Consider the following 25,257-nt stretch of genomic DNA (forward strand, 5'->3'; position numbering starts at 1 on the left):
TGCTTGCTGCGAGTGCCTTTCTAGGTTATTTATATAGTAAATAATTCTTCCTAACTTTTTTAAAAGCTTTCAGATCATCTTCCCATTTCTCCTGCATCTCTTCTACACTTTCTCCTTGCTCAATCGCTTCACGTATCCATCCATTCCCAACAAGTAGGTCGAAGAATGAAATGCCGCTGCTGTTTTCTGCTCTGAACGCAAACTCTTCAGGGTATAGATCGTGAATCGTTTTGACGAGGCTCATACCAGTAATAACCGGTTCAAATTCTTCTTTATCCGTAACATGAAGTTGAACACCATGTGATAGGTTTCCAGCATGCTTCGAGAAAGAAGGTGTAAAGGACGCCGCTCTAAACTCTACGCCCGGTAAATCGAGACGGTTTAATTCAGAAGCGAGTTCTGTTGATTGAATAAAAGGTGCTCCGATGAGCTCAAATGGCTTTGTTGTTCCGCGTCCTTCGGATACGTTTGTTCCTTCGATCAGTGCTGCTCCTGGGTAGACGAGTGCTGTGTCTAACGTCGGCATATTAGGCGATGGCAGTACCCATTCGAGCTCTGTGTCATCATAGTACATATCCCGGTCCCAGTTTTCCATTTCAACGACAGTTAAATCTGCGCCGATGCCAAACTCATTGTTGAATAGCTTCGCAAGTTCTCCGACCGTCATACCGTGACGCAGTGGTATTTCATATTTGCCTACGAAAGAAGAATAGTCATCGTTTAGAACCGGTCCTTCAACAGCTTCTCCGCCAAGTGGATTCGGACGATCGAGAACAATAAATTCAATGTTATTTTCTTCTGCTGCTTCCATCGCATACGCCATCGTATAAATGTACGTATAGAAGCGAGTCCCCACATCTTGAATGTCAAAAAGCAACACATCGATTCCTTCTAGCATTTCTGGTGTAGGTTTTCGAGTCTTTCCATACAGGCTATAAACAGGAAGTCCAGTCTGTTCATCCGTATAAAATTCTACGTACTCGCCTGCCTGGGCACTTCCTCGAACCCCATGCTCAGGTCCATAAAGAGCAGTAAGGTTCACGTCTGCGTCATTATGCAGTCGGTCGACGATACTAGTAAGCTCTTGATCTACTCCAGTTGGATTCGTGATTAAACCAACGTTTTTCCCCTGTATGAGATGCTTTTGTTCATTGAGAAGAACTTCTACGCCAAGTTGAAAGCTTGATTCCTCTCGATCATCATCGTCATCGTCTCGGTCATCGTCATCATCAGCCCATGCAACAGAGAGAGAAGAAAGGATCAGGACGAGGGTAAACACCGATATCAGCCATTTTTTCATTCTGTAATCGCCTCCCGTTTTTATTAAGTAGGGAGGAGAGGTCGACCACCTCCCTACCGGACTTTAGTAGGTCAAACCGTGACCAAATTCATATAATGTTCCATTTTCCCCAGGTATAGTAACAGGCAGCTTACCTGATGGGTCGTTTTCACCAAAAATGGTTGCTGCTGTCGCTTCAAAGCTTGCTGCTCTGAACCCATACTGAGCAAGGTAACCATCAACATTCGGATACGCCATGATGTCATATGGATTTCTGATACCTACTCCTATCACAGGTTCATCCGTCATGTTCGTAATCTTGTTTACCATCTTCATTTGAGGGTGCTCAGATGACCTCGTCCAGACACTGTAGGTGTATGTTCCAACGATCACGCTCTCTGCGGAACGAATCATTTTCTCTTGCTCTTTCGTAAGTTCATAAGAGGAATCCAACTCGATGACAGTCGTGTTTGCATAATGAGCTTTTACTGCATCTCCAAGAGAGTTTACGAAGCTCTTACCGACAACAACGATTCTGTCATCATCTTCTTCTTCCTCATCTTCTTCTTCATCTTCATCATCACGCTCTTCCTCTTCGTCCTCATCATCCTCTTTTTCTAATGGAAGAACGTCATCATTTTTTAATAGAGTGATGGATTTACGAGCTGCTTCTTTCTCAACAGCTTTGTGTTCGTCAGATCCGACTGTTTCAAGCGCTTTTTTCACTTTAGATTCCACGTCTTCAGGGTTTTCAGATTTCAGGATGCCGCGCTCAATTTTTAGGGTTAAAATTCGCTCAACTGATTTTTCGATACGTTCTATTGATATGTCACCAGAACTAACAGCATCTAATAGACCGTCTGCAACTTCTGGTAACCCAACAGGCATCAGAACAATATCTGTACCCGCCTTTACCGTACGGATAGCTGCGTCAACAGTGCCAAAATGATTAACGATTGCGCCCATGTTCATGGCATCCGTAATAATGACACCATCATGTCCCATTTCTTCACGCATCAAGCCAGTGAGGACTTTGTGAGACAGCGTCGCAGGTAGAGAAATTTCTGTACCATCTTCTTTTGAGATCACTTTTGTATCATCAATCTTCGGAAACGTAACATGCGCTGTCATGATGGCGTCTATGCCAGCTTCCATCGCCTGCTGAAACGGATAAAGCTCAACTTGTTTCAATCGTTCTTTGTCGTGTGGTACCTCAGGCAACCCGAGGTGAGAGTCCACTGCAGTATCTCCATGACCAGGAAAGTGCTTTGCTGTTGCAGCGATTCCTGTTTCTTGAAGCCCTTTTATATAAGCGATTCCTTGATTTGCTACGAGTTCAGGATCGCCACCAAAAGATCTAACTCCGATGACGGGGTTATCGGGATTGTTATTCACATCAAGAACAGGTGCAAGGTTCATGTTGATCCCAAGTGAAGAAAGCTCTTCACCGATAACACGTCCTACATCTTGCGTAGTTTTTTCTGAACGAGCTGCACCTAGCGCCATGTTACCAGGCATGTCTGTTCCAGACTGAAGACGGGTTACGATTCCGCCTTCCTGATCGATTGTCATCAAAAGCCCATACTTTTCAGAGGCTTCTTGATAGTCAGATACTAGTCTTGCTGTTTGCTCCGTCGTTACAACATTTTCTCTAAAGAGGATCACACCACCAAGGTGGTAGTCCTTCACCATCTCTTCAATTTCAGGAAGCATTTCAGTGACGTTTTCACCTTCCCACTTCCTAAAGTCCGGCATTAGCATCTGACCTACCTTTTCTTCGATCGTCATGCTGTTAATTGCTTGTTGAATGATGTCGTAACGGTCACCACTTTCCTTGATAACTTTTGGAGACGGAGATGCTTGAACCTGGATCTGGTCCGAATGCGTCCCGTCAGACACCGTTATAAGCGCTTGCCCTGATCCGTTTGAAAAGGTAATCTCCCCTTTTTGATCAACAGTTGCCACGCTGTTATCGGAGGATTCCCAGGTCAAGTTCTCTGAAGTTTTCATAAAATGACCGTCTTCATAAATATGGACAGCACTCAGTCTTAGCTTGTTACCTTCGATCGTCGCCTTAGCTTCTGGTACATTTTCCAGCAGAATGAGGTCCTTTACGTTACTTTCGTTTGGTGCGGCACTTACTGTCATAGCAAACGCTTGTGATAGAACCATGACTACCGCCAGCATTGAAACAACAACGCGCTTCATTTTACCGTGCATGTAACATCCTCCTCGTAACGTTAGTATGAGCGTTTCTCCCAATCTTCACTATTGAATGTTATGTCGTCGTCGTCTAACTCAACGTGACTCACATACCATCCTCGCCAATTGACAGAACGATCGGTGTCGTACGTGAAACGAACAAATCTGGTGTCTTCAGGTAGTTCAACCTTTTCCGTTGTCCACCCTTCACTACTACCTGTAAACCGCTTGACTTCGGTCCAGTCCTCTCCGTTCTCTGAAATCTGAATCGTACCAAAATCACTTCCATCTTCGATTTGATACCAATTCGCGAACTCAAGTAAGGTATCTTCTTCAACATCAACCGAAGCAGTTAATTGTTCTGTAACGTTATCACCGTAACCAGCAAACCATGTTCCTTCGTTTTCATCATCGTCGTCTTCGTAACCTTCAAAGTCATCATCATCGTCAGAAGATACACGAACTGGAATGGCATCAGCTACTTGCCTTGCAAATTCACGTCTTGTTGGAGACGTTGACACCGTGTTACGAGTCGGATGAACACGGTTTGTTAATAGGATTGCAATCGTTTGATTCGATGGACTCACCACGATTGACGTTCCAGTGTACCCTGTATGACCAAGCGTCATCGTATCCGTCAAACCGTCCATAAACCAACCTTGCTGTAGCTCCCAACCAAGACCATGTTCGTCGCCTGGAAACTGAGGAATGCGATTTTCTGTTAGTAGTTTGACCGTCTCTTTTTCTAAAATTTTTGTGTCCCCGTATTTTCCTTCCCTTAGGAACATGTGAGCGAAAACGGCTAGATCAGATGCTGTCGAGAAAACACCCGCGTGTCCAGCTACGCCTTCTAATGACCAAGCGTTTTCATCGTGAACGCTACCCCAAACGAGCCCTCTGTTCGTCCACGGTTGATATTCAGTAGCAGCTATACGTTCCTTCAGAGACTGAGGTGGGTTATACATTGTGTTCGTCATGTTGAGTGGTCTTGTAATCTCCTGTTCTACGAATTCATCGAGCCGCTTGCCAGATAACTTTTCTACAAGAGCACCAAGCGTGATCATATTTAGATCACTGTATGTATAGTCTGAACCTGGTTCTGAGCTGAGAGGATGATGAAAAACATACTGCAAACGATCCTCGCGATTTCCTTCAACTGTATAGAGAGGAACCCATGGTTTAAAGCCAGAGGTGTGAGTCATTAACTGTTCAATAGTAACGCTTTCTTTTCCGTTCGTAGCAAATTCAGGAATATGTTTTGCAACCGGGTCATCCAATTGAAACTTTCCTTCTTCGTACAAAATCATCGCTGCAGTCGTGGTGAAGATTTTACTGATCGAAGCAAGGTCAAAAATGGTCTCCTCACTCATTTTCACTGGACGCTCCATTTCAGTAAATTCGTCATCCTTATAACGAGCAGCATAGCCATATGCCTCATGCTTAACGATGTGACCGCTTCTAGCGACAAACGAAACGGCACCAGGCATCACGTTTTCTTCAATCGCTTCATTGAGTAGACCATCGATTTGTTCGATCGGTTGTTTACGCATTCCGGCTTCACGGAATGTGCCTGGTTTCAACGTTAACGTTGATTGAGCTGGATTTTCCCAAGGATGATAGCGGTGATCATCCTCATCATCGTCTGCAAGTCCGGATCCAGGAATAAGTAAAGAAGTACAGAGTACAGTCGATAACACCAACGAAACAGCCTTTTTCTTCATAGTTTCCTCCTCATTAATCGAAATATAGAACCGTAGTACATAACCTCCTTTACATTAATTACAGAATTTTCTGTAACTATCGTAACTCGTTCTATTATAGTCGTCTATACCACCTTAGTACCGCATCGGTCGAAAATGGTCTATTTCTAAGGACTATTAAACTATGAGTATTGAATGATTTTTGAACAATGTGTCGCTATTATATAGCTTCAATGAAGTTTTGTTACATAAAGAAAAATCGGGTGGTGCCAGGCACCACCCGATCTTTGCTAAGCGCGTAACGCACTAACTATCAATCGCCAAAACCCTTCATAATCAAGCTCTGTTGCAAACTTTACGTTCGGCTCTCTACCTGTCACATGCAAACGGTCAACGCACGTAGTTCCATAGGTGTACGTTCCTTCCGTCTCGATATCAACTCGCACTTTCTCAAAATCAAAGATCGTTTCATCTATTAAGTACGCAACCGTACATGCGTCATGGATCGGTGCACCGTCAAACCCAAACACCTCTTTGTACGTGGTAGAGAAATAGGCTAATAGCTCACTTACAAGATTCGAAACAGGATTTCCGATTTCAGAGATTTGTTTCAAAATCCCTTCAGTTGCTATGGTTTGGTGCGTAATATCAAGACCAAACATCGTCACAGGTACCCCGCTATTAAATACGATCTCAGCAGCTTCCGCATCAACATAAATATTAAATTCAGCCGTTGGCGTCCAGTTTCCAAAGGTCCCTCCACCCATCACGACGATTTCTTTTATTTTTTCTGTGATGAGTGGCTCTTTCTGAATAGCTAAAGCAATGTTAGTAAGTGGTCCTGTTGGAACAAGGTAAAGGTCTCCATCTGAGTCCATCACTTTTTCAATGATTAAATCTACTGCGTGTTGATCACTAACTTCCTTTATCGGAACATCAGGAAAATGTGGCCCATCGAGACCTGTCTTACCGTGAATCGTTGGTGCGATTTCTCTTTCTCGAACAAGGGGCTCGGCAGCACCTTCCGCAACAGGAACATCTAACCCGAGGATGTCACACATTCTTAAGGCATTTAGCGTCGTTTTTTCCACTTCTACATTTCCGGCGACAGTCGTAATCGCTTCAAGGTGAATATGCGGGTTGGAAGCGGCAAGAATCATCGCGATGGCATCATCGTGCCCCGGGTCACAGTCTAGTATGATTTTCTTCGGATTTGGCATCTGTATAGTTCCTCCTTTTTGTAAAAAAAGCAAACCCTGATCGCTCTTATGAAAGAGATCAGGGTTATCGTTCATTATTTAATAGACTCATAAACTAGATTCGCGATATTCTTCGATAATCCTCCAGTGCTTGGGTAAGAACCACTTTCTAACGGTCCGTTATTTTGTTTGTTGGTCAGTACGATAATTTGCAAATCGTATGCTGGATCGAAAATCACTTGCGTCCCAGTAAAGCCTGTATGACCAAATGCACTGTCAGAGTGCCTGTCACCCATGTACCAGCTTTTATTCAATTCGAATCCGTATCCTTGTCCAAAACGTTGAGCCTTAGTAAAAGTCGATACTGTCGACTCGTCATACAATGTGGTTTTCCCGTAACTTCCACCATTCAGCATCGTTTGCCCAAGAACAGCGAGATCACGTGCCGACGAGAATAGTCCGGCGTGCCCAGCTACGCCACCATTTGCATAGAAGCTATTCCCATCGTTTACTTCTCCAACAAGCGTGTACTGACGCCAATCTGAAAAGTCATCTGCTTCTTCAGGGACGTAGTAACCGAAACTCGGATCATCGATCATCTTATATTCAAAGGGATTTCCCCATGACGTAGCAGCAATTTTTTTATCAAATTTATCAGGAGGAGTGAACATCGTATCCTTCATTTTAAGAGGGCCATATACCTCTTTCATAAGGTATTGATCTAAACGCTGACCAGTGACGTGCTCAATAATAAACCCTAACGTCATAAAACTAAAATCACTATAGCGTCGATCTGTACCTGTTTCGTACTCTAAGGACATATCCGCAATAGTCTCAAGAACGTCTTCAGAATCTTCAGCGTCTAAATAGGTAGGCTGCCAAGGTGTTAAACCAGATGTATGCGTTAATAAATCAGCAACTGTGACGTCTTCCTTACCATTCTGTCCGAATTCAGGTATGTATTCTCTCACGCGATCATCAACGGAAATTTCCCCCTCGCTTACTAGCTTCATAATCCCTTGGGTCGTACCCATTACTTTCGTCACGGAAGCAAGGTCGAACATCGTTTTTTTCTTCATCTGACGGGGATGGTCGAGTAACGTCCCCATATCATACTTCTGTGCATAGCCATAGGCTGACTCTTTCACAATCGTTCCGTCCTTCGTGATTAAAACGACCGCCCCAGGAGTAATCTCATCTTCAATTGCCTTTTCAACAACGTTATCGATCTCATCTAAAGTTGATCCGTTCATATTGACGCTCTTAGCACTTCCATGGCTTAGCTTATCGCTATTCCCCTTTGCGTTAGCAGACTGAAAAGGAATACTGATAATTAACGTAACGACCAGTAGCATCACAACAATCTTTCCTACTTTCACGCTAGCCTCTCCTTTCCAAATGCACGATTTCTGGATTTTTCGAATGTAGCCCTCGTACAAGTGCAACGTTCGCTCGAGTGACAAATACTTGCGTTCGAAATGCATAAACGGCGGTATCTCCAACAGAAACTGGTGTTCCTCGCTCAAGCATTCCATAATAATCGATATACTCGGATGGCATACGCTTTTCTTTTAAAAAAGTACGAAAAATGGTTTCAGGGTCATGTCCTACATATGCGCCTGTCACATTCCCCCGCTCATAAAACCCGCCTCCAAGAACATAAACATTGTCATCATCTTGATGGGATACTTCTGAAAGATAGATGATCGCTGGCCTCTCAGGAAGAGTGCGAACCGCATGAAGGGGAGTTGTCCCCGTTAACGCATGGCCAGGCTCACCATGGGTGATGCCTGCTCGTTTCAGCATCGGGATGGTTTCCGTACTCGTCGCACTCGGTCCGTTTACCTGTGTGATCGTGAAACCCACTGACTCTAACTTTTCCTTCGCGTTTAGAAGCGTTTCTAAGTTCTTCGTAAACGTCATCTCTCCTCGATCATCATCCATCAATAACAGTGGAAATGACGTGATGCCGACGACCTCAATTCCAGGAAGGTCTTGTAGAATTAAGATTTCTTCATCGAGTCGATCTAAATGAAACCCACCCCATTGACCTGGATAGATGGTGTCACCATCTTGAACAACACGAAGGAGAATGTCCTGCTTCCTCCCTAACCTTACCGCAGCATCCGAAACCTGTTTGGCTCGTTCAATTGTAAACACGGTAACCACTTCAGGGTTAAATGCGAGGGCCTCTTTCCACTGGTGCTTCCCAGGTTGCACGAGATGCCCCACATTCCCAATTGAAACCCCTGATTTGTGAAGTCTCCTCGCTTCTTCAAATTCAACCGCAACTGCTTTCTCGATCCCATGTTCAGCAATCCATTTCCCTAGCTCACCGATCCGACCGAGCTGCTTACTCATAAAATATAGTGAGAACTCATTCTCTTCAGCTGCACGAGCCATCTGTTTCACGTTCTCCGCTACGGTATCGAGGTCGATGACATACGTATTGGGAGGAAGCGCTCCAGTTTGATGGAGGGTAACACCAGTCTTTATGAGCTCTGGATTCCTTTCCTTCGTAAGTGTTAGAAACAATCACAGCACCTCCCGTTTAATCTACTACAACTCCTCCATCACGTTGTTCAGAATCTCAACAACCGTATGCGCGCCTGCTTTCATCGGATTGATCCTCAACCCATAGTCTAAAAGATTCGGGTTATTCTCTAGAAAACTACCAGACACGCGGTAGATCATTGGCACAAGCTCATATCGTGATTCCGCCCCGACCGGATACGTCGCAGCTCCGAACGTTTTACTTCTCTCGATGACGTTTTTTGCGACAGGGTCGATCAACTCGACGATGACATTCTTTGATTGAGAGTTCGTGATGGTAGCTTTCCTCACGCCTGAAACTGCCCCTCGATTTAACAGCTCGCATAAGTGGTCGACTTGCTCACTTTGAATGGCAAAAGATACAGGAGCAAACGGAATGGCACGGAGCAGCTCCATCGCTTCAGGACCTTGCACCTGGCTTCCTCCTGAATAATTCCGTTGATGGACAATTTCGATCGCATCCTTTTTCCCTACGATGACACCCACACCTTCTGGACCTAGCAGCTTAAATCCTGAAAAGGTTGAATAATCTGCCCCAAGCTCAACGCCGATCTTTGGCATTTTTAACGCACAGTAATTATCATCGACTACAACATCCATCGTTGGATTCACCGATTTGACCGTTCGGATCACCGCTTCTAGTGAATACGTATCGTTCGGTTGCTGCCGAGCGTGCTGTACGTAAAAGACCTTTGCTTTTGTTGAAGAGGCTATTTCTTTAACAGCATCCAACTCATTGAAATCCACCTGTAGAGGTTGAAGCCCCAGCATACGAAACGTTTCCTTTGTTGTTGTATAAATTGGAGCCGAATGGACGATGATCTCGTCCCCGGGACCTAACAAAGCACTCAATAGAGAGCGAATGGCTCCCGTACCAGATCCCCTGACGAGTGCACCATGCTCGACGTTAAACACATCGGCAAAAACGCGTTCTACTTTTGCAGTTGTTTTCGGGCGTTTGTAGGTTGGATGGAGCCCACGATCGCCGTCCTGAAACATGTCGTTATCTGTAAATTCCTTTGTAATTCGATCGACGATTTTAAATTGATAGCGCTTCGCTTCCTCAATATCCATTTGATCTAAAACGGATGCTACATCAATCATGAGCAAACCACCTTCTGACAAAAAGCACGTGCGGGATTTTCAATAAGAAGCATGTTCATGTCACGATCAGAAAAACCATGCTCTTTTAAAAGTGGTAAAAACGAATTGAGCACGTAATCGTAGCCGATTCCTCCGTACTTATGCCAGTGAGATTTTCTAGTTAAGTCAGCAGATAAAAGGATACGAGATCCAAACCCTCGCTCGAACAAATATTGAAGGGATTGAAGACGCTCTGTGTCGGGACGATAATTGTTTTTTCCAATCGTATCGAACGCGACATACGCTCCTGCCTCTAAAACGGCAAGGATACGTGCATCATCTGTATTGAGGTCCTGGTGCCCGATGATGAGCTGCTCCATATCTAGTCCAAGTTTTAAAAAGAGCTCAACCTGCTCGACACCCATCGTACCGAGGGTCGTATGGGTCGTGACTGGCAATCCGCTTTCAATCGCCGCAACGCCAGCACCCATGAGCAGCTCCCTTTCAATCGGCTTAATTTCATTGAGACTGCTGCCGATTTCACCAATAACGCCAGGGTACACCTCTGTTCCATCGATGCCATAACGAATTTCATGAAGCATATGCGAAGCAAAATCATCACGGTTCCAAGACCAAGACCGTGTCGGAAGAAATGGGTCTTTATAAAAACCAGTACTCGCGATAATGTGGACACCCGTTGCTTCACTAAGTTTCTTTAAAAGTGATGCATTTCTACCCATCCCCTCGTTTGTGACTTCAACCATCGCTTGTCCCCCAGCGAGTTTGAAACGACGAAGTTCTTCTTCCATGCCTCCAACGTCGTCAAGAATCGTGTCGGGATCGTTTTTTATGCGTGATAGATCGATACAAAGATGTTCATGAGCCGCGCAAACACCTAATTCTGACGAAGAAATCTTACCGGTTACCGTTTGAATCATCGTGAATTCACCTTCCTTTTTACAGCTGCATGATACCAAGTAGCACGAGAATATTTGCAAGAATCCCTACAGCGATCGCTCCGATTGGGCCAACTGCCATCCGTACGATTGGGCGACCTGCAATTTCATTCAATAAGTAAAAACCAGCGATAATGAAGAAGCCAAGGCCAGGTGCGATCGCATTCGCCGCATTCGCTCCACCGATCAAGAGTGCCACTTCTAATAGACGCGTCATCGCCGTACGAATGTTTTCACCCGACTGGCGAACACCTGGATACTTATCGAGAAAACGCGCTACTTTGCTAAGCAGCATGACCTCTAAAAAGATCGTAATGGCTCCAGCTACTAAAGCGACCCACACATTCGGAACGAGTAAGCCTACGACAAAAACAATCGTAAATCCGACGGGACCATACACACCCGTTGCAATCGCAGTACTCGCGACAAGAGGAATAAAGCCAAGTGCACGAGCTCCTGCTGCGATCGCACCGTCCGTTACTTTTCCTTCAGCGATTAAATTAAGTGAAATCGGATCACCCGCCATGATTAATAGATTGGTAGCTGCAGCGATCAGTCCACCCATGATCATAAAATACACAACGTGTTTCTTAATACGGTCCACACGTTCACTAAAAACGGAAGCAAGGTCGATTCCACTTCCTTCAGAATCTGACTTCTGACGCACAGCATAGGTGATCAAGAAGATCATACCTGCGATCAGTGCCATTCCTTCCTGGTTCAACGTGACGGCTGTGCCGCCAAACGTCAAGACACCGCTTTCATTTAACCAAACGGCTAGCTGTCTCACGATTGCTGAAATGATAAACGTGAGTACACCTTTTTTTACACTAAACTGTAACGCAACGGCGAGGGCTGGGAACGCCATGAATGTTACGACTACAGGGGATCCAACCTGACCCATTGCATCGAGAAAGTTCAGCGGCAGTTTTTCAAAGAGTGCTACAAATCCTTCTAACCCTACTAATAACCCTGCTCCATAGGCACCACCAATAACTGCAGCCACTGGTGTTCCCCACTTGTTTCTTGGTGTCATCAATCCAATGATGTCTGTTCCGAGGAGAATACTATGTATCAAAATAATGCTTGCTGTAATCGTAAATGGAATACCAAACCCGATAACGAGTCCAAAACTCATCGCGAAGGCTGTGACACCGAGCTCTTTACGCCCCATACGACCTTCCGTGTTTTCCGGTACGATCGGCCGCAAGCCATCATTAAAAACAGCCAAGTTCAAATTCGCCAAAACTGCCGCCATCGCACCGATCAGTATAATGAGCACCATTTCCATCATGCGATTCTCCTTTCAGATTATCGTGCTTTAATCGCCTTCATAATCATAGGTACGGCCGTTTCGATGTGATCTGATGTAAAACCGAAAGCTTTTTTCCCTGCTTTTACAGCTTCATTGATCTTCTCCTCATTTGGCTTTCGTCCCGGCATAGATACTGTCTCGCACTGTGGCTTCCCTACGATTGCGATCGCCATGGCTAACGCGCCGCCGCCACCCGTGTGACATGCTCCAACGTAATAATCTGCTTGCCCTGTCTTTACTGCCATCGCAGCTTCAACATCGGATTTAATCGATGTCTCGACCCCTTCTGGTCCATACTCTTTTACCAGTGCTTCTACCTCTTTTTTATCAACTTGACCACCGATTACAATTTTCATTGCGATTGCTCCTCCTTCAATTGTTGAAAAATAGATACATAGTGAATCTTTAAAAATGCGATTTCTGCTAGAGGAAGCTTTTCCCCCCAAACTGTTTCCACCCACTTGATTTCATCTAAAGCAGACTGCACGTGCTCAGTTCTGTCCACCTCCGCAACTAAAGCGTCAGGCGGTTGATCGATTTTTTCTCCTCTAGACATTCGTGTGAGTGCTGTGGCAAGATGCGTTACAAGCATTTCAAGCTTGTTCTGCGGAAGATCGGAAGACTTACTTTTTAGCCGCTGTACAGCTTTTTCCGCTATCAGCGCCGCTTCGGGACTGATCACATTACCCGCTTCTAGAATGTTGAGTCGCTCATTAATCGTCGTCAATGCATACAACCTCCAATATACAGAATTTAGTATATTTGTTCCGTGACTAAGTGACGTTCTACTCTCAATACCTTGGGTAACGTTTTCTATCTTCAACCTGCTGTTGAATGCGAATAACATTACTCAATGATAGCTCACTTAAAAACTCATGAAGTTCGCTTCGATCTCGGTGTAGGAGCAAGCAAGCCTCGTTTACTTTTCTACTGATCTCAACTGCTTTTTGTGAGCGAAAAGCTCCTTTTCCTAAGCCTTCAGAGAGTGCAGTTTCGTCTTTATTCCATACAGCAGCATCGATTTCGTGGTTTTTCAGCATCTCCATCAACTGCATATAATTCACTTCAATGAGCTCAATATCTAATCCTTCAACTTCATATTCCGTCATCATATGCTGGTCCGCTGATGAGTAGTCGATCCCAACTCTCATGCCAGGTTTGATTTCATTACCCTCCTGATCTGCAAATAGAATTTCATGACCAGAAACATAGGAATAACTCCCGAAGGATTTCACGATTTCAACAGCGTTTGTTTCTTGAATCGCAAGCTCCGCTGCAAGGCGAGATACGATTACAAAATCATACCTGCCTTCCTTCAGCGCGTCGATTCTATTCGATGACCCTCTCATGAATGCCAAATTAAAAGGGATCTTCATATCCTCGAACACTTGCACGAGACCTGTTGCTAACCCTTCATATTTTCGTGAATATGGTAGCGGCATCGCACCCATAACAGCGCCAAGACCCGCAACTTCCCAAAGCAATTTCTTATCCGTCTTAACAAGAAATGTCCCAAGGTGCCCTCTTGCTTCTAGCTGAATCGCACCAATCTCCTCTAGTAAACGAAACGCTCCCTGAATCGTCCCCCTTCCAAGCGATGTTTCTGTAACGAAATCACTGACCCGAGGAATTCTGCTTCCTGGCTCGATGGATAACAATCTTCCAGCAATTTTTCTCGCTGCCAAACCATTCTTGTTGTATAATTTCTCCCACTTGCCGTCCAACGTCCCCACCTCAATATACAGTATTTTGTATTTTATAACGTCAGTGTAACGTAACGGGGAATCTATTTCAATGAATTTTCTGATTATTCAAGCGCTATGGCTAGAATAAGGACTTACCACCTATAGTAAACAATTCAAAATATTAGTGACTGCCCTTCTTATATGATAAAATTTAGTCAAAGTATAAAGTACGGTATATGGTTTTCATTAAGTGAAACACTTAATAAGATTAGCGCATACGTTTGATGTGAATGATAGAAGGGGCAACAAAATGCAAACAGATATGGTCATATTATTTAGTGCGTTATTTTTAATAGGTGGCGTGATGATGGCGAAATTCTCATCACGAGTAGGTGTGCCAGCTCTTGTTCTTTTCATTATCGTCGGAATGCTCTTTGGAAGTGACGGGTTTGGGTTCATCTATTTCGATAACGCTTCATTAACGCAATCATTGGGAATCCTCGCTCTTGTCCTCATTTTGTTCGATGGTGGTCTTCAGACTGAATGGCGTAGAACAAAAGCAGTCCTCCCTATTTCGTTATCGCTCGCAACGATAGGCGTTCTGATCACAGCAGGTCTCTTCGGGGTGGCAGCAAAGCTACTACTCGATGTCACGTGGAACGAAGCGCTTCTTTTAGGTGCGATCGTTGGTTCTACAGATGCGGCTGCCGTGTTCTCGGTTTTGAAAGGAAAAAATATTAAGACTAAACTTCAATCAACTCTCGAAGCGGAGTCTGGATCGAATGATCCGATGGCAATGTTCTTAACGCTGTCTCTTCTTCAAGTGGCAATTGGTGAAAAAACGATCGGAGCTTCAATCGTTCTTTCCTTCTTCTGGCAGATGGGGGTTGGACTCATATTCGGAGTTCTTTTAGGATACGCAGCATCCTGGGCCATGAAGAATATCGACCTTGGTTCGAACGGTTTATATCCTGTATTCTCCATCGCCATCGCTCTGTTTACATACAGCGTGACAGACCTCATCAATGCAAGCGGGCTTTTAGCTGTTTACGCAGCTGCACTGGTACTCGGGAATACGAAGAGTCTTCCATATGGTCAGTCGATCTTCCGTTTCCATGATGGCATCGCTTGGTTGATGCAGATTCTCATGTTTATCATGCTTGGTCTTCTTGTCTTTCCTGCTGAGTTATTCTCTACGTGGATTGTATTAAAAGGACTAGCATTATCAGCTATACTCATTTTCATCGCACGGCCAGTTGCCGTTTTTATATCGAGTATTCCTTTTAAATTCACTTTAAAAGAAAAAGTGTTTCTCTCGTGGGCTGGCTTAAGAGGAGCTGTTCCAATCGTACTCGCAACGTTCCCATTGTTGGCTGGTCTCGAGAACAGCCAGCTGTTCTTTAATCTCATTTTTTCAATCGTACTGACATCAGCCCTGTTTCAGGGAACGACCATTCCTTTTATCGCAAAGCGTCTTGGTCTTACAGGACCTGAAGTTCATGTGCCATCTCATTCGCTTGAGCTCGTTTCATCGACAACGGTAAACGCTGAGATGATTCCGTACACCATCACATCGTCTTCGAATCTCGTTGGACGAGAGTTATCAGACATTTCTTTTCCAGAAAAAGTTCTGGTGAGTGCGATCATTCGAGCAGATGAACTGATTGCGCCTTCTGGTGAAACGAAGGTGCAAGTAAACGATGTTCTATACATCCTTGTTGAAAATCAAAAGCGATCAGAACTTGAAAAAGTTCTCGGTATTCGTAAAACGATAGGCGGATAAATAAAAGGGATCAAGTTGGACTACACCAACCTGATCCCTTTCTCTTATAGTTCGACGAGCTGCTTCTTACGCTCCTTAAAAATCGTCCAGTTCTTAAATCCAATCTCTTTCAGTGTTGCTCGAACTTCTTCAAATTCTTCTCCGACACGATCAGGCCAGTGCGCATCTGAACCAAACGTAACCCCTACGCCGTAGTGGTGTGCCATCTCTAACATATCGTTAGCTGGATACCAGCCCCCACAGTCTTTATGTTTACCAGAAGTATTCACTTCGATCGTTGCATCTACTTCGCCAAGTCGCTTCAACGCTTTTTCCACTTCAGGAGTATGAACGTTTGTGAAGTCTGGGTAAAAGCCCTTCATCGCATCGATATGTCCAAGGATATCGAACACACCACTTTCTGCAGATTCAACGATCAGTTGATAGTAAAGCTCCTTTTCTTTTCTAACGTCCTCTTCCGTAACATTTTCCCATCGCTTTTTATCAAAAATATTGACCTCGTTACTGTAGTGAACAGATCCGATGATGTAATCAAACGGGTATTGATCATAAATGCTCTTATATAACGGATAATGTTCCCTGAAGAAATCTGATTCCACACCTAACAATACGTCAATTTTACCGCTGTATTTTTCTTTTAGCTTCAATACTTCTTCAACGTAAGAAGAAAATTCACTTTTCGCCATCGCTATACGCGGCTTCGCTCGATCTTCCTCACTCGCAAAAAAAGGTGAATGATCAGAGATACCGATCATCTGCAGATCATTTTTTATCGCAGCTTGTATGTAATCCTCAATCGTTGCCTCTGCATGACCACAGCGTTCATGGTGCGTATGAAAATCGAATTTCATATAGATTTCCCCTTTCCAAAATATAGGTCTTTTCATCATTATCCTATCACACAGCTTAATTAAGAAAGATAAAAATGCGCAATTTTTATTATTTTCTAACTGATACACACGTTTTACTACTAGGTTTGTGAAGGAATTATTAATTTTTTTGAGAGGTTTGGTCTACCCACCTTACCTTGATAACCATTACCATCCACCTGCATAATTCCATATTTAACTATGAAACATGATTCGATCTAACCATTTCACATAGATTCTATTGTGCGGATCAGGTGTCTGTGCTAAATTCCTGTTGTTCAAAACAGCCCTCCGTTCCCTGCGGAAAGGCGTTTTGTAAACAACCATTTACATTGAGCACTTAGGAGGATGATTAGATTGAAGCGTCTATTTAATTTAGCAATACTGTCTCTTAGTCTACTATTAGTAGCTAGCATGATTCCTGGTACAATCGTATCTGCGGAGGAAGAAGGATCCCTTCTTGACCCAAATAAACGATTAAACGTAGCTCACAGAGGGGCTTCAGGTCATGCCCCTGAACATACAATCCCTTCATACAAGCTTGGTGAACGAATGAATGGCGATTACATTGAAATCGATCTACAGATGACAAAAGATGGTGTCCTTGTTGCGATGCACGATGAACGTGTTGACCGCACGACTGACGGAACAGGTCTCGTAAAAGATTATACGCTTGAAGAATTAAAGAAACTTGATGCAGGAAGCTGGTTTAACGAAGAAAATCCTGAGAAGGCGAAACGTGCTTACCAAGGTCTTGAAGTTCCAACTCTTGAGGAAGTGATCCAGACATTTGGAAACGACTCTCGCTACTATATCGAAACGAAATCCCCTGAAGTTTATCCAGGCATGGAAAAAGAATTACTTCGTGTACTAGAAAAGTATGAGCTTACTCCAAAATATGAGGAACGCGGAAAAGTTCTCGTGCAATCTTTCAGTAAAGCGAGTCTATTAAAAATGCATGACCTTGCACCTGACATGCCGCTAGTACAGCTAATTTCTTATAAAACGCCAGCTACGATCACAGATCAAGAGCTAGCAGAACTCAACCGATACGCTGTTGGTGTAGGAATGTCATACACAAAAATTGATCAAGAATACGTTGAGAAAGTAAGAGAATCTGGCTTACTGATTCACCCTTACACAGTCAATGAAAAAGAAGACATGAAGCGCCTACTAGACTGGGGTGTAACTGGAATGTTTACGAATTATCCAGACCGTTTGGATGAGGTTATGGATGATTTTGAGGATGATGAAGACGAAGATGATGATGATGATGAGAATGAAGAGGATGAAGATTGATCGATCATTCTATTCGTTTATAAAGTCCAAAGTCCGGCATGAGTTCGCTTGTGCTGGGCTTTTTTAGTTGGTTTTAAAAGTGAATTCTTTTTCGTCTCCTACTAAGATAATTGCTCTCTCAAGAAAGCACATCTAGCCTTTTCACTTTTTTACACTCACTTGCTCAATATTTCACATAAAGTGATTCAACTGTGATATACTGAAACCGCTCCTAAATACTGGTTAAGTGATTGTGAAAGGATGCGTGTGTTATATGCTAAAAAAGAAAACCTTGATCACTGGATTAACAGTCATTACTTACATATTGTTCTTAGTGATAACTGGATTCTTCCACTCTGATGGAGTGGCTACAACCTTTTTGTTCACCTTTTACGGTGTCCCTATCATGCTGATGATCGGTACTCCAGTGAATATATTGGCTGGTTTCATTACTAGGAATCTAGTTCCGTTCCGCTTTTGGGTAAATTTAATGATCCATATTATCCCCGCCTATATTGCGGGAATACTCCTTTTTAACGGATACCTCTTTCAAGGGGACGGCGACTTTCTTCAACTGTTCCCGCTCGGCATCGCGTGTATTTATTTTATATACGATGAATTAATTTACCATGGCGCACGTCATAAAAAGAGTGCCCTTCTATTGCCTCTCGTACCAGTTATAATATTAGGGACTGCTTACATGCCCATTTTGATTGAAATCTACGCGCAGGAAAAAACAATCGATCGTATTGAGGAAAGCGGGCCACCTGTTGCGGAAGTCACGCTTCAAAATGAATCAAAAAAAATCAGTACAGATTATTGCACGGAAGGATATACATACAACATTTGCCACGAAGACACTAAGCCAACCATCTTACCACTTGCTGATATCGGTGATACGACATTCATTTATAGTGGTCCTGCACAGTTGTCTTTTGGGGTAACCAATGCAGAGAGCACTTCATTTGAATACGTTGTGACATACTACGAAAATAGCAAACAAAAACAGCTGAAATCTAAGACGCTAGCTAGCAATACCGTGATGCTTCCAGCAGACATTCCAGAACAAATCATAAAAGTCGAAGGTTACGGAAACAAAGACGAAAAGATCACCTTCTTTGTAGGCTTACGGAACGGCGTTCGCTATAACCCAGAAAATGAGGGGATCGAAAACATCGACTAACCCTTCGACATAATAACAGAAAAAACGGGTGGTGCCAGGCACCACCTGTCACCACCCATAATTCACAAGGAGATCTGTGATCTCTTTGTTCGCTTCAGCTATCTTCATTATCTTTTGTCTCTCTTCATCAGATTGAGCAAATGCTCCATAACTAAGAAGCGTTTCTACTAAGGCTGCTTCGTTCTTATCAATCGCTTTATGTAGTAAGGATTGGTCTTGAATGACACTATTTGGGTCTCCGCCCTTGGCTAGTAACATCGTTAACAAGTCAGCAGATCCTTCTGCAACGGCGATAGATAAAGCGTTACCCCCGTCTTCAACTGCGTAGTTAGGATTTGCTCCACCATTAAGAAGCATCGTTATTAACGATTCGTCTCCACCCTTAATCGCATGGTTAAGGAGAGTGGTGTCTTTTCCCTCACTCGTTACTAGCTGATTAGGATTATACCCATTATGTAAAAGAATGCGAATTAACTCACGATTAGCTTCTTCAACAGCCTGAATCAACTTCGCTTCATTTCCAATTTCAAAGTGCGCTCCACTCTTCAACAAGGTATCTATAATTTCATAATGTTGATTGTCTGCAGCCACCTCTAAAAGTTCATCTAGAGCGTGACTCGTATTTCCAGCTCCTGACTGTATTAACACTTGCACAAGCTTGTTATCCGCAGTTTCTACCGCGTAACCTAAAGGGGTTTGTCCATCGCTGTTCTTTTGATTAGGATCGACACCACCTTCTATTAAAGAAGCCACTTCGTTTAGAAAATCGCTATTACCTTCAGAAGTAATCAGACTCCATAGTCGCTCTTGACCAGAAACCTCGCTCTCTTCGGACTTCTTAGTTTCTTCCGCACTAGAAACCATTTGTGAATCAGGAGAGGACTCGATATACTCACATCCAACAATAAATGAAAGAAAAAGTATTCCCACCAGTCATTTACAGTTCACCTTACTCTCCCCCTGCATCCTACTTTTTTACTATTCATCTTCTAGTATAACCTTAATCTAGGCTTAGATGGTTAAATAATCAGAAAAGAGAAACTACTTTGAATGGGACAACTCAAGTAGCTCATACACTTTATTAGTCAAGCCTCAAGGAGGTAACTACCTTGTCGCACTTCAAAACTCGCCGTCAGCCTGGTGGAGGCGCAAAGTTCTTAATCATCGGAATTATCATTTTATTATTAGGTGGAAGCGTAACGATATGGATTCTGCAGCAACCAAGAGCGAAAGCTGCCGATGCTGTAAAGGAATTTTATAAATATGAGCAAAAAGGGAACTACACTCAATCCTGGAATTTATTCCATTCCGAAATGAAGAACCGTTTTTCAGACGAGCAATATAGCAAATTGCGCGCTCAGTTTTTAACACAAGATACATTCTCTAAGTCATTTACGTTTAAAGTTAGTAAAATTAAAGCAAAGAAAAACTGGAAGACGCCTGGAAGCGGACTGGTGTTAAAGAAAGTTTACGTAACAACAGTCACACAAACCTTTAATAACGATTTTGGAAAGTTCAACATCGTGCAAGAGGTCATTATAGTAAAAGAGGATGGGAAGTATCGGATATTGTGGAATTACAACTAGTTCCTTGTTCAATCAAACGTTTGTTTAATAGTGGGTGAGGTGCTTAATAAGGCACCTCACTCGAATTCTGAAGGTTATGCCTGTTATAAAGTAGGGTTTAGTAGATCTTTTCGTAACACATTCACATAGTTACGATACTCAGCTCTTTTCTCCCTTACCGTTCCTGGATAGCCCTCTAATAGGACGGAAGTTTTGAGATAAGGAATGGTCCGATAACTATTGTAGTAATAGCGATAGCTTGACCAGCGGTAATCTTCAGGGCGAAGACAAATGCCCGCTTTAACAGGGTTTAAATGGATATATCGACTCACCTCCAACATATCGCCATTCGTTTCTAGAATCTCACCAAAATATCGCTTTTCAAAAACATGCCCCGTTAATTCATAACGTAAATTAAAATAGGTCGCATAACGTTTGTTGATCAAAGCCATGATTTTGGAAACAGGAACATTCTTCGACCGAAGCTGAAGGTGGTAATGATTGCTGAGTAAACAGTATGAAGAGATTTCAAAAGGGTGGGATTCGAAGACTTCTTCGAGGATGTAGAAAAACACACGGTAATCTTTATCGTCTTGAAACAATACCTCCTTACGGTTTCCTCTGCTTACAATGTGATAAAAGTGATTGGGAAGCCAAACTCTGCGTTTCCTTACCATGGGGATGGAACGTTGGTTGTTCGATGGCGGGTAAAGGTGGAACGGGGATGATGCTTGGTTCTCACTTTCTTCTCTCCTTCGTGATTAGTGGTGGTTCAATCGATCCCTCCTTTCGTATTAGATTCAGATTACTTCGCTCTCACAAGAAACGTCAACATAAACTCTCCGACACCGTTCGAGCTAGTTCGGGTGGTGCCTGTCACCCGACCTTGTTCGGCGGCTCTTCCCCTTCAAGAACAGCAAGCAAATTGGTTGCTGCAAGATCCGCCATCTTCATTCTCGTTTTTATACTTGCACTCCCTATATGCGGCAGTGTAACAACGTTTGGAAGCGTAAGGAGAGGGTGATTTAAGCGTACCGGCTCTTCTTCGAATACATCTAGCCCCGCTGCCCAGATCGACTGTTCTTTTAACGCTTTGTACAGTGCCTTTTCGTTTACGATCCCCCCTCTTGCTGAATTAATGATAATCGCACTTTTCTTCATAAGATCTAGTTGTTCAGTATCGATCAGGTTGTTCGTCTCAGGCGTGAAAGGCGTTAACACACAAACATAATCACTTTCACGTAACAAGGTATTTAGCTCTGTAAAGTGAAGATCAAGCCTTCCTTCAGCCTCATGATTACGACTTCGATTGTGGTAGAGTACCTTCATATCAAACCCTTGAGCTCGTTTCGCAACAGCCTCCCCTATTCTGCCGAGCCCGATTATACCTAGTGTCGCTCCATGAATATCCTGTCCGGTTAGCTGCATCGGAGACCACGTGTTCCAATTTCCGTTCCGCAAGTACTCAGAAGCCTCTGGAATTCTCCTAGCTGTCGCCATCAACAAAGAGAAGGTCAGGTCTGCAGTCGTTTCTGTTAGAACACCTGGTGTATTTGTAACGATAACGTTACGTTCCTTCGCAGCTTCAACATCGATGTTGTTATAGCCTACAGCCATATTTGAGACTACTTTAAGCTTGTCTGCCTTATCTAACAGTGATGCATCGATTTGTTCTGTGAGTAAACAAAAGAGGCCTTCGACATCTCTGACCTCCTCCTCAAGCACCTCTCTCGGTACAGGCTTTTCGTCCTCTTCCCACATTCGCACCTCACATGTCTCGTTTAAACGCTGAACGATCGGTTCAGGTAATTTCCTTGTTAAATATATTTTCCGTTTCATTTGTAATTTGCACTCCTTTAAGGATCTCTAACTACTTTATGTTCAGCATATACCCTCTTCATACCTGTTGCACACAGATGATATGACAAAAACCGGGTGGTACCTCACCCGGTTTTCTCTGCAATCCTTATTGCCGTCTTATAAAGGAGGTTCACTCCTTTCTCGATATCATCCATTTCTGCAAACTCAAGCGGATTGTGACTGATGCCTTTCTCACAACGAACGAAGATCATGCCGTAGTCACTTATATAGGACATGAAAAGTGCGTCATGAAACGGTCCACTCATTAGAACTGGCGAATCGAGATCAAGCTTTTCATCTTCTTCTGCCATAATTTCTTTAATCCAGTCTGCACAATACCTCGGATCACTTTTTGTATCTTCTCTGATACTATACGTAAGATTATAGGCAGTCGACGTATCCTCGATAATGGTATATAGCTCTTGTTCAAGCTTCGTGCGGTGATCAAGGTCGATATCTCGTAAGTCGATCGTAAATTCTACTTTTTCAGGGATGATGTTTCGAGAGTTAGGAAAAACCTGTACACTTCCAACGGTTCCAACCGTCGTATCTTTTCCTTTCTCTTTAACCATCCGATCAAATTTAGAAATGATTTCACTTGCCCCTACCATCGCATCTCTTCTCAAATTCATTGGAACAGATCCAGCGTGACCAGCAAAACCTTCGAGCGTAACTGTAAGCCAGATCGGCCCTGAAATACCAGATACGATGCCGACCGGCTTATTTTTTGATTCGAGGACAGGACCCTGCTCGATATGAAGTTCTAGGAACGCTTCGATGTCACCTTTTTGATAAACAGGACTCTCGTTCAAATCAGGTTCTACAGCGAACTCTTTCAAAGCTTCTCTCCTTGAGACACCGCTTTTGTCCTCGCGCTCAAGTTCTCCTTCTTCAAGCATGCCAACAAGTGCACGGACACCGAAAACACCTTTATTAAACCTTGAGCCTTCTTCATCTGAAAAACAGATGACTTCAATCGTTCGTTTCGGTTTGATCCCATTTTCTTTCATCGTGTGAATGACTTCGATGGCACCTAGCGCTCCGGCTGTTCCATCGAACCTTCCTCCATACGGCTGAGAATCGATATGTGAGCCAAGAATTAATATAGGAAGCTCATGATTTTCTCCTTCAATTCTTCCTATCAAATTTCCGAAACCATCGATTTCAGCTGATAACCCAGCATCCTCCATCCACCCCTTTACGACATCCACTGCCTGCCGATCTTCTTTCGAATGTGCGAGACGGCAAACGCCTGTATCTCCGATCTTTCCTATCTCTGCAAGTGCTTCTAAATGATGTTGTAGACGTGAGCGGTTAATGGACATAACCTCACCACTTTCATTGGTTTTAGTCCACTATAGCAAAGCAGGAATAGCCTTACATTTTACACTTTGTTGGATATTTTAGCTCTCCATTTGATATTACGTCTAACTCTTATCCCGTTCGACAAATTATGAGCAAATCCGGGTGGTACCAGGCACCAGAATGGTACCTAAAAGGCACCATTATACCTTGCCATATCAATCAGAAGTGCATATAATAGGAGTAGATATCATAACGTAAAAAAGAACGCTGGTGCATCAACACCAGCGTCCATACAGCTGCTCCGCAAGAAGAGCGGCGGCTCAAAAGGCAAATGAATGAAGTAACTCACCTTAAACCTTGGCCGGGGCAGGGTGGGTTACTTCTTTTTATTATTACCTGAAACCGTAATAATCGTGATCACAAGAGAAGCAAAGCTAATCATCAATACCAATGCCTCGTATGTGGTCATCATTATAGGCAGCACCCCCTTTCGTTCATGGGGTACCACCGCCCACCCTGCTTTACAGCTGTTAAGGTTATTTTACCACAGACGGTAAGGTGAATAGCATGGGCAATTAGTCATCGTGACTTCAGCACCTCTTCAAAGGATGCTTTTATGCAGCTACTTATTTATGTTTATAAAGGTGAGGTACTCTACTATCAAAAATTGGGACATCCTTTCGAACCTGCTTCACTTTTTCTAGATCCAATGAAACGGAGAGCGACTTTTCTTCCTGTACTCCACCTTCTTCAAGAACATCTCCCCACGGGTCGATCGCCATCGAAGTTCCTGCAAATTCAACGCCATCATAGCTGCCAACTCGGTTACAAGAAACAACATACATCTGATTCTCAATTGCTCTTGCAAGCTGCAGCGTACGCCAATGAGAGCGTCTAGCAAGCGGCCACTCCGCTACAATATGAAGAACTTGAGCACCTTCTAAAGCAAGGGTGCGAATGATTTCAGGGAAGCGAAGATCATAACAGATTATTACTCCCATCTTGATGCCATCAAGTTCAAAGATTGTTGGAGCTTTTGTGCCTCCTGAAAGATATGCTGGCTCGTTTAACATCGGAACAAGATGAACTTTATCGTACTGATATACAAGCTCGCCTTTTCGATTAACAATCAATGAGGAGTTATAAAATTTGCCATCGAGTTTGTTCGCAACGGAGCCTCCGATGATATTAATATCATGCTTCAAAGCTAATTCACTTAGAAACCCCTTCGTCGGTTCAGCATTTTCATCTGCATAGAGGTTAAGGTCCGAAAGCGTATAAGCGGTTGTCCACATCTCTGGAAGAACAATCGTGTCAGGATTTGCGCTCGCTACCTCTTTCTCTACCCACTCACTTACCTTCTGACGATTTCTCTCGGGATCTCCTGCAATAATGTCCATCTGGTAAATTGAAAACTTCATTTCTTTCCCTCCTGTGTCTAA

23 protein-coding genes are annotated in these 25,257 nt (G+C 43.5%); 4 read left to right on the forward strand and 19 right to left on the reverse strand.

From position 1 onward, the window contains the following. Nucleotides 1-25: 25 nt before the first annotated feature. The 12 genes from ACXAHI_RS10335 to yhfZ all read right to left on the reverse strand — a co-directional run bounded on the left by ACXAHI_RS10335 (nucleotide 26) and on the right by yhfZ (nucleotide 14,011). On the reverse strand, nucleotides 26-1,300 hold the full coding sequence (locus ACXAHI_RS10335) for an exo-beta-N-acetylmuramidase NamZ family protein (RefSeq protein ID WP_474847485.1): 1,275 nt from the start codon (nucleotides 1,298-1,300) through the stop codon (nucleotides 26-28). Nucleotides 1,301-1,363: 63 nt separating this feature from the next. Further along, nucleotides 1,364-3,499 carry a glycoside hydrolase family 3 protein gene (locus ACXAHI_RS10340; RefSeq protein WP_474847487.1) on the reverse strand — a complete coding sequence of 712 codons (2,136 nt, stop codon included), beginning with the start codon at nucleotides 3,497-3,499 and terminating at the stop codon, nucleotides 1,364-1,366. A gap of 20 nt (nucleotides 3,500-3,519) precedes the next feature. Next, a complete protein-coding gene (locus tag ACXAHI_RS10345) occupies nucleotides 3,520-5,202 on the reverse strand; it encodes a serine hydrolase domain-containing protein (protein ID WP_474847489.1) in 1,683 nt (560 codons plus the stop codon). A 269-nt stretch (nucleotides 5,203-5,471) separates the two neighbouring features. Beyond that, a complete protein-coding gene (locus tag ACXAHI_RS10350; protein WP_474847491.1) occupies nucleotides 5,472-6,401 on the reverse strand; it encodes a nucleoside hydrolase in 930 nt (309 codons plus the stop codon). 74 nt (nucleotides 6,402-6,475) lie between these two features. Next, nucleotides 6,476-7,759 (reverse strand): serine hydrolase, encoded by a 1,284-nt coding sequence (locus tag ACXAHI_RS10355; RefSeq protein ID WP_474847493.1) that lies wholly within the window; start codon nucleotides 7,757-7,759, stop codon nucleotides 6,476-6,478. Between the two features lies 1 nt (nucleotide 7,760). Further along, nucleotides 7,761-8,915 carry a YhfX family PLP-dependent enzyme gene (locus tag ACXAHI_RS10360; protein WP_474847495.1) on the reverse strand — a complete coding sequence of 385 codons (1,155 nt, stop codon included), beginning with the start codon at nucleotides 8,913-8,915 and terminating at the stop codon, nucleotides 7,761-7,763. A gap of 24 nt (nucleotides 8,916-8,939) precedes the next feature. Further along, nucleotides 8,940-10,037, reverse strand: a complete 1,098-nt coding sequence (locus tag ACXAHI_RS10365) for an aminotransferase class V-fold PLP-dependent enzyme (protein WP_474847497.1) — start codon at nucleotides 10,035-10,037, stop codon at nucleotides 8,940-8,942. Continuing rightward, on the reverse strand, nucleotides 10,034-10,954 hold the full coding sequence (locus tag ACXAHI_RS10370) for a phosphotriesterase family protein (RefSeq protein WP_474847499.1): 921 nt from the start codon (nucleotides 10,952-10,954) through the stop codon (nucleotides 10,034-10,036). The genes ACXAHI_RS10365 and ACXAHI_RS10370 overlap by 4 nt, the downstream gene beginning before the upstream one ends. Nucleotides 10,955-10,973: 19 nt before the next feature. Next, entirely contained in the window at nucleotides 10,974-12,263 is a 1,290-nt protein-coding gene (locus ACXAHI_RS10375; protein ID WP_474847501.1) for a YhfT family protein, read from the reverse strand. 20 nt (nucleotides 12,264-12,283) lie between these two features. Then, nucleotides 12,284-12,643: a DUF2620 domain-containing protein gene (locus ACXAHI_RS10380; protein WP_270180204.1), complete on the reverse strand. Its 360-nt coding sequence runs from the start codon at nucleotides 12,641-12,643 to the stop codon at nucleotides 12,284-12,286. After that, nucleotides 12,640-13,014, reverse strand: coding sequence for a PRD domain-containing protein (locus ACXAHI_RS10385; RefSeq protein WP_474847503.1), 375 nt, complete (start codon nucleotides 13,012-13,014; stop codon nucleotides 12,640-12,642). The genes ACXAHI_RS10380 and ACXAHI_RS10385 overlap by 4 nt, the downstream gene beginning before the upstream one ends. A 64-nt stretch (nucleotides 13,015-13,078) precedes the next feature. Then, complete coding sequence (gene yhfZ / locus ACXAHI_RS10390; protein WP_474847505.1) at nucleotides 13,079-14,011, reverse strand: GntR family transcriptional regulator YhfZ; 933 nt, start codon at nucleotides 14,009-14,011, stop codon at nucleotides 13,079-13,081. A gap of 271 nt (nucleotides 14,012-14,282) precedes the next feature. Here yhfZ and ACXAHI_RS10395 point away from each other — a divergent pair, with 271 nt between their 5' ends. Next, nucleotides 14,283-15,755 carry a potassium/proton antiporter gene (locus ACXAHI_RS10395; RefSeq protein WP_474847507.1) on the forward strand — a complete coding sequence of 491 codons (1,473 nt, stop codon included), beginning with the start codon at nucleotides 14,283-14,285 and terminating at the stop codon, nucleotides 15,753-15,755. Between the two features lie 44 nt (nucleotides 15,756-15,799). Here the strand turns inward: ACXAHI_RS10395 and ACXAHI_RS10400 are convergent, their stop codons facing one another. Beyond that, the gene (locus ACXAHI_RS10400) at nucleotides 15,800-16,606 is read right to left on the reverse strand and encodes a histidinol-phosphatase (RefSeq protein WP_474847509.1); all 807 of its coding nucleotides are present in this window, start codon (nucleotides 16,604-16,606) and stop codon (nucleotides 15,800-15,802) included. A gap of 375 nt (nucleotides 16,607-16,981) precedes the next feature. Between ACXAHI_RS10400 and ACXAHI_RS10405 the strand changes: the two genes are divergently transcribed. Both ACXAHI_RS10405 and ACXAHI_RS10410 read left to right on the forward strand, forming a co-directional pair. Continuing rightward, nucleotides 16,982-17,923 (forward strand): glycerophosphodiester phosphodiesterase, encoded by a 942-nt coding sequence (locus ACXAHI_RS10405; RefSeq protein ID WP_474847510.1) that lies wholly within the window; start codon nucleotides 16,982-16,984, stop codon nucleotides 17,921-17,923. A 253-nt stretch (nucleotides 17,924-18,176) separates the two neighbouring features. After that, the gene (locus tag ACXAHI_RS10410; RefSeq protein ID WP_474847512.1) at nucleotides 18,177-19,085 is read left to right on the forward strand and encodes a hypothetical protein; all 909 of its coding nucleotides are present in this window, start codon (nucleotides 18,177-18,179) and stop codon (nucleotides 19,083-19,085) included. 48 nt (nucleotides 19,086-19,133) lie between these two features. Here the strand turns inward: ACXAHI_RS10410 and ACXAHI_RS10415 are convergent, their stop codons facing one another. After that, a complete protein-coding gene (locus tag ACXAHI_RS10415; RefSeq protein WP_474847514.1) occupies nucleotides 19,134-20,015 on the reverse strand; it encodes an ankyrin repeat domain-containing protein in 882 nt (293 codons plus the stop codon). A 179-nt stretch (nucleotides 20,016-20,194) separates the two neighbouring features. Here ACXAHI_RS10415 and ACXAHI_RS10420 point away from each other — a divergent pair, with 179 nt between their 5' ends. Beyond that, nucleotides 20,195-20,671, forward strand: a complete 477-nt coding sequence (locus ACXAHI_RS10420; RefSeq protein ID WP_474847516.1) for a hypothetical protein — start codon at nucleotides 20,195-20,197, stop codon at nucleotides 20,669-20,671. Between the two features lie 83 nt (nucleotides 20,672-20,754). Here the strand turns inward: ACXAHI_RS10420 and ACXAHI_RS10425 are convergent, their stop codons facing one another. From ACXAHI_RS10425 to ACXAHI_RS10445, 5 genes are all read right to left on the reverse strand, one after another. Beyond that, entirely contained in the window at nucleotides 20,755-21,327 is a 573-nt protein-coding gene (locus ACXAHI_RS10425) for a transposase (RefSeq protein WP_474847518.1), read from the reverse strand. Nucleotides 21,328-21,526: 199 nt separating this feature from the next. Next, on the reverse strand, nucleotides 21,527-22,489 hold the full coding sequence (locus ACXAHI_RS10430; protein ID WP_474847520.1) for a 2-hydroxyacid dehydrogenase: 963 nt from the start codon (nucleotides 22,487-22,489) through the stop codon (nucleotides 21,527-21,529). A gap of 104 nt (nucleotides 22,490-22,593) precedes the next feature. After that, on the reverse strand, nucleotides 22,594-23,835 hold the full coding sequence (locus ACXAHI_RS10435; RefSeq protein WP_474847522.1) for a M20 family metallo-hydrolase: 1,242 nt from the start codon (nucleotides 23,833-23,835) through the stop codon (nucleotides 22,594-22,596). Nucleotides 23,836-24,191: 356 nt separating this feature from the next. Further along, nucleotides 24,192-24,287 (reverse strand): putative holin-like toxin, encoded by a 96-nt coding sequence (locus tag ACXAHI_RS10440; protein ID WP_270180216.1) that lies wholly within the window; start codon nucleotides 24,285-24,287, stop codon nucleotides 24,192-24,194. Nucleotides 24,288-24,441: 154 nt separating this feature from the next. Further along, nucleotides 24,442-25,236 carry a carbon-nitrogen family hydrolase gene (locus ACXAHI_RS10445; RefSeq protein ID WP_474847524.1) on the reverse strand — a complete coding sequence of 265 codons (795 nt, stop codon included), beginning with the start codon at nucleotides 25,234-25,236 and terminating at the stop codon, nucleotides 24,442-24,444. Nucleotides 25,237-25,257: the final 21 nt, after the last annotated feature.

The organism is Anaerobacillus sp. ABD4_527 (assembly GCF_056160805.1).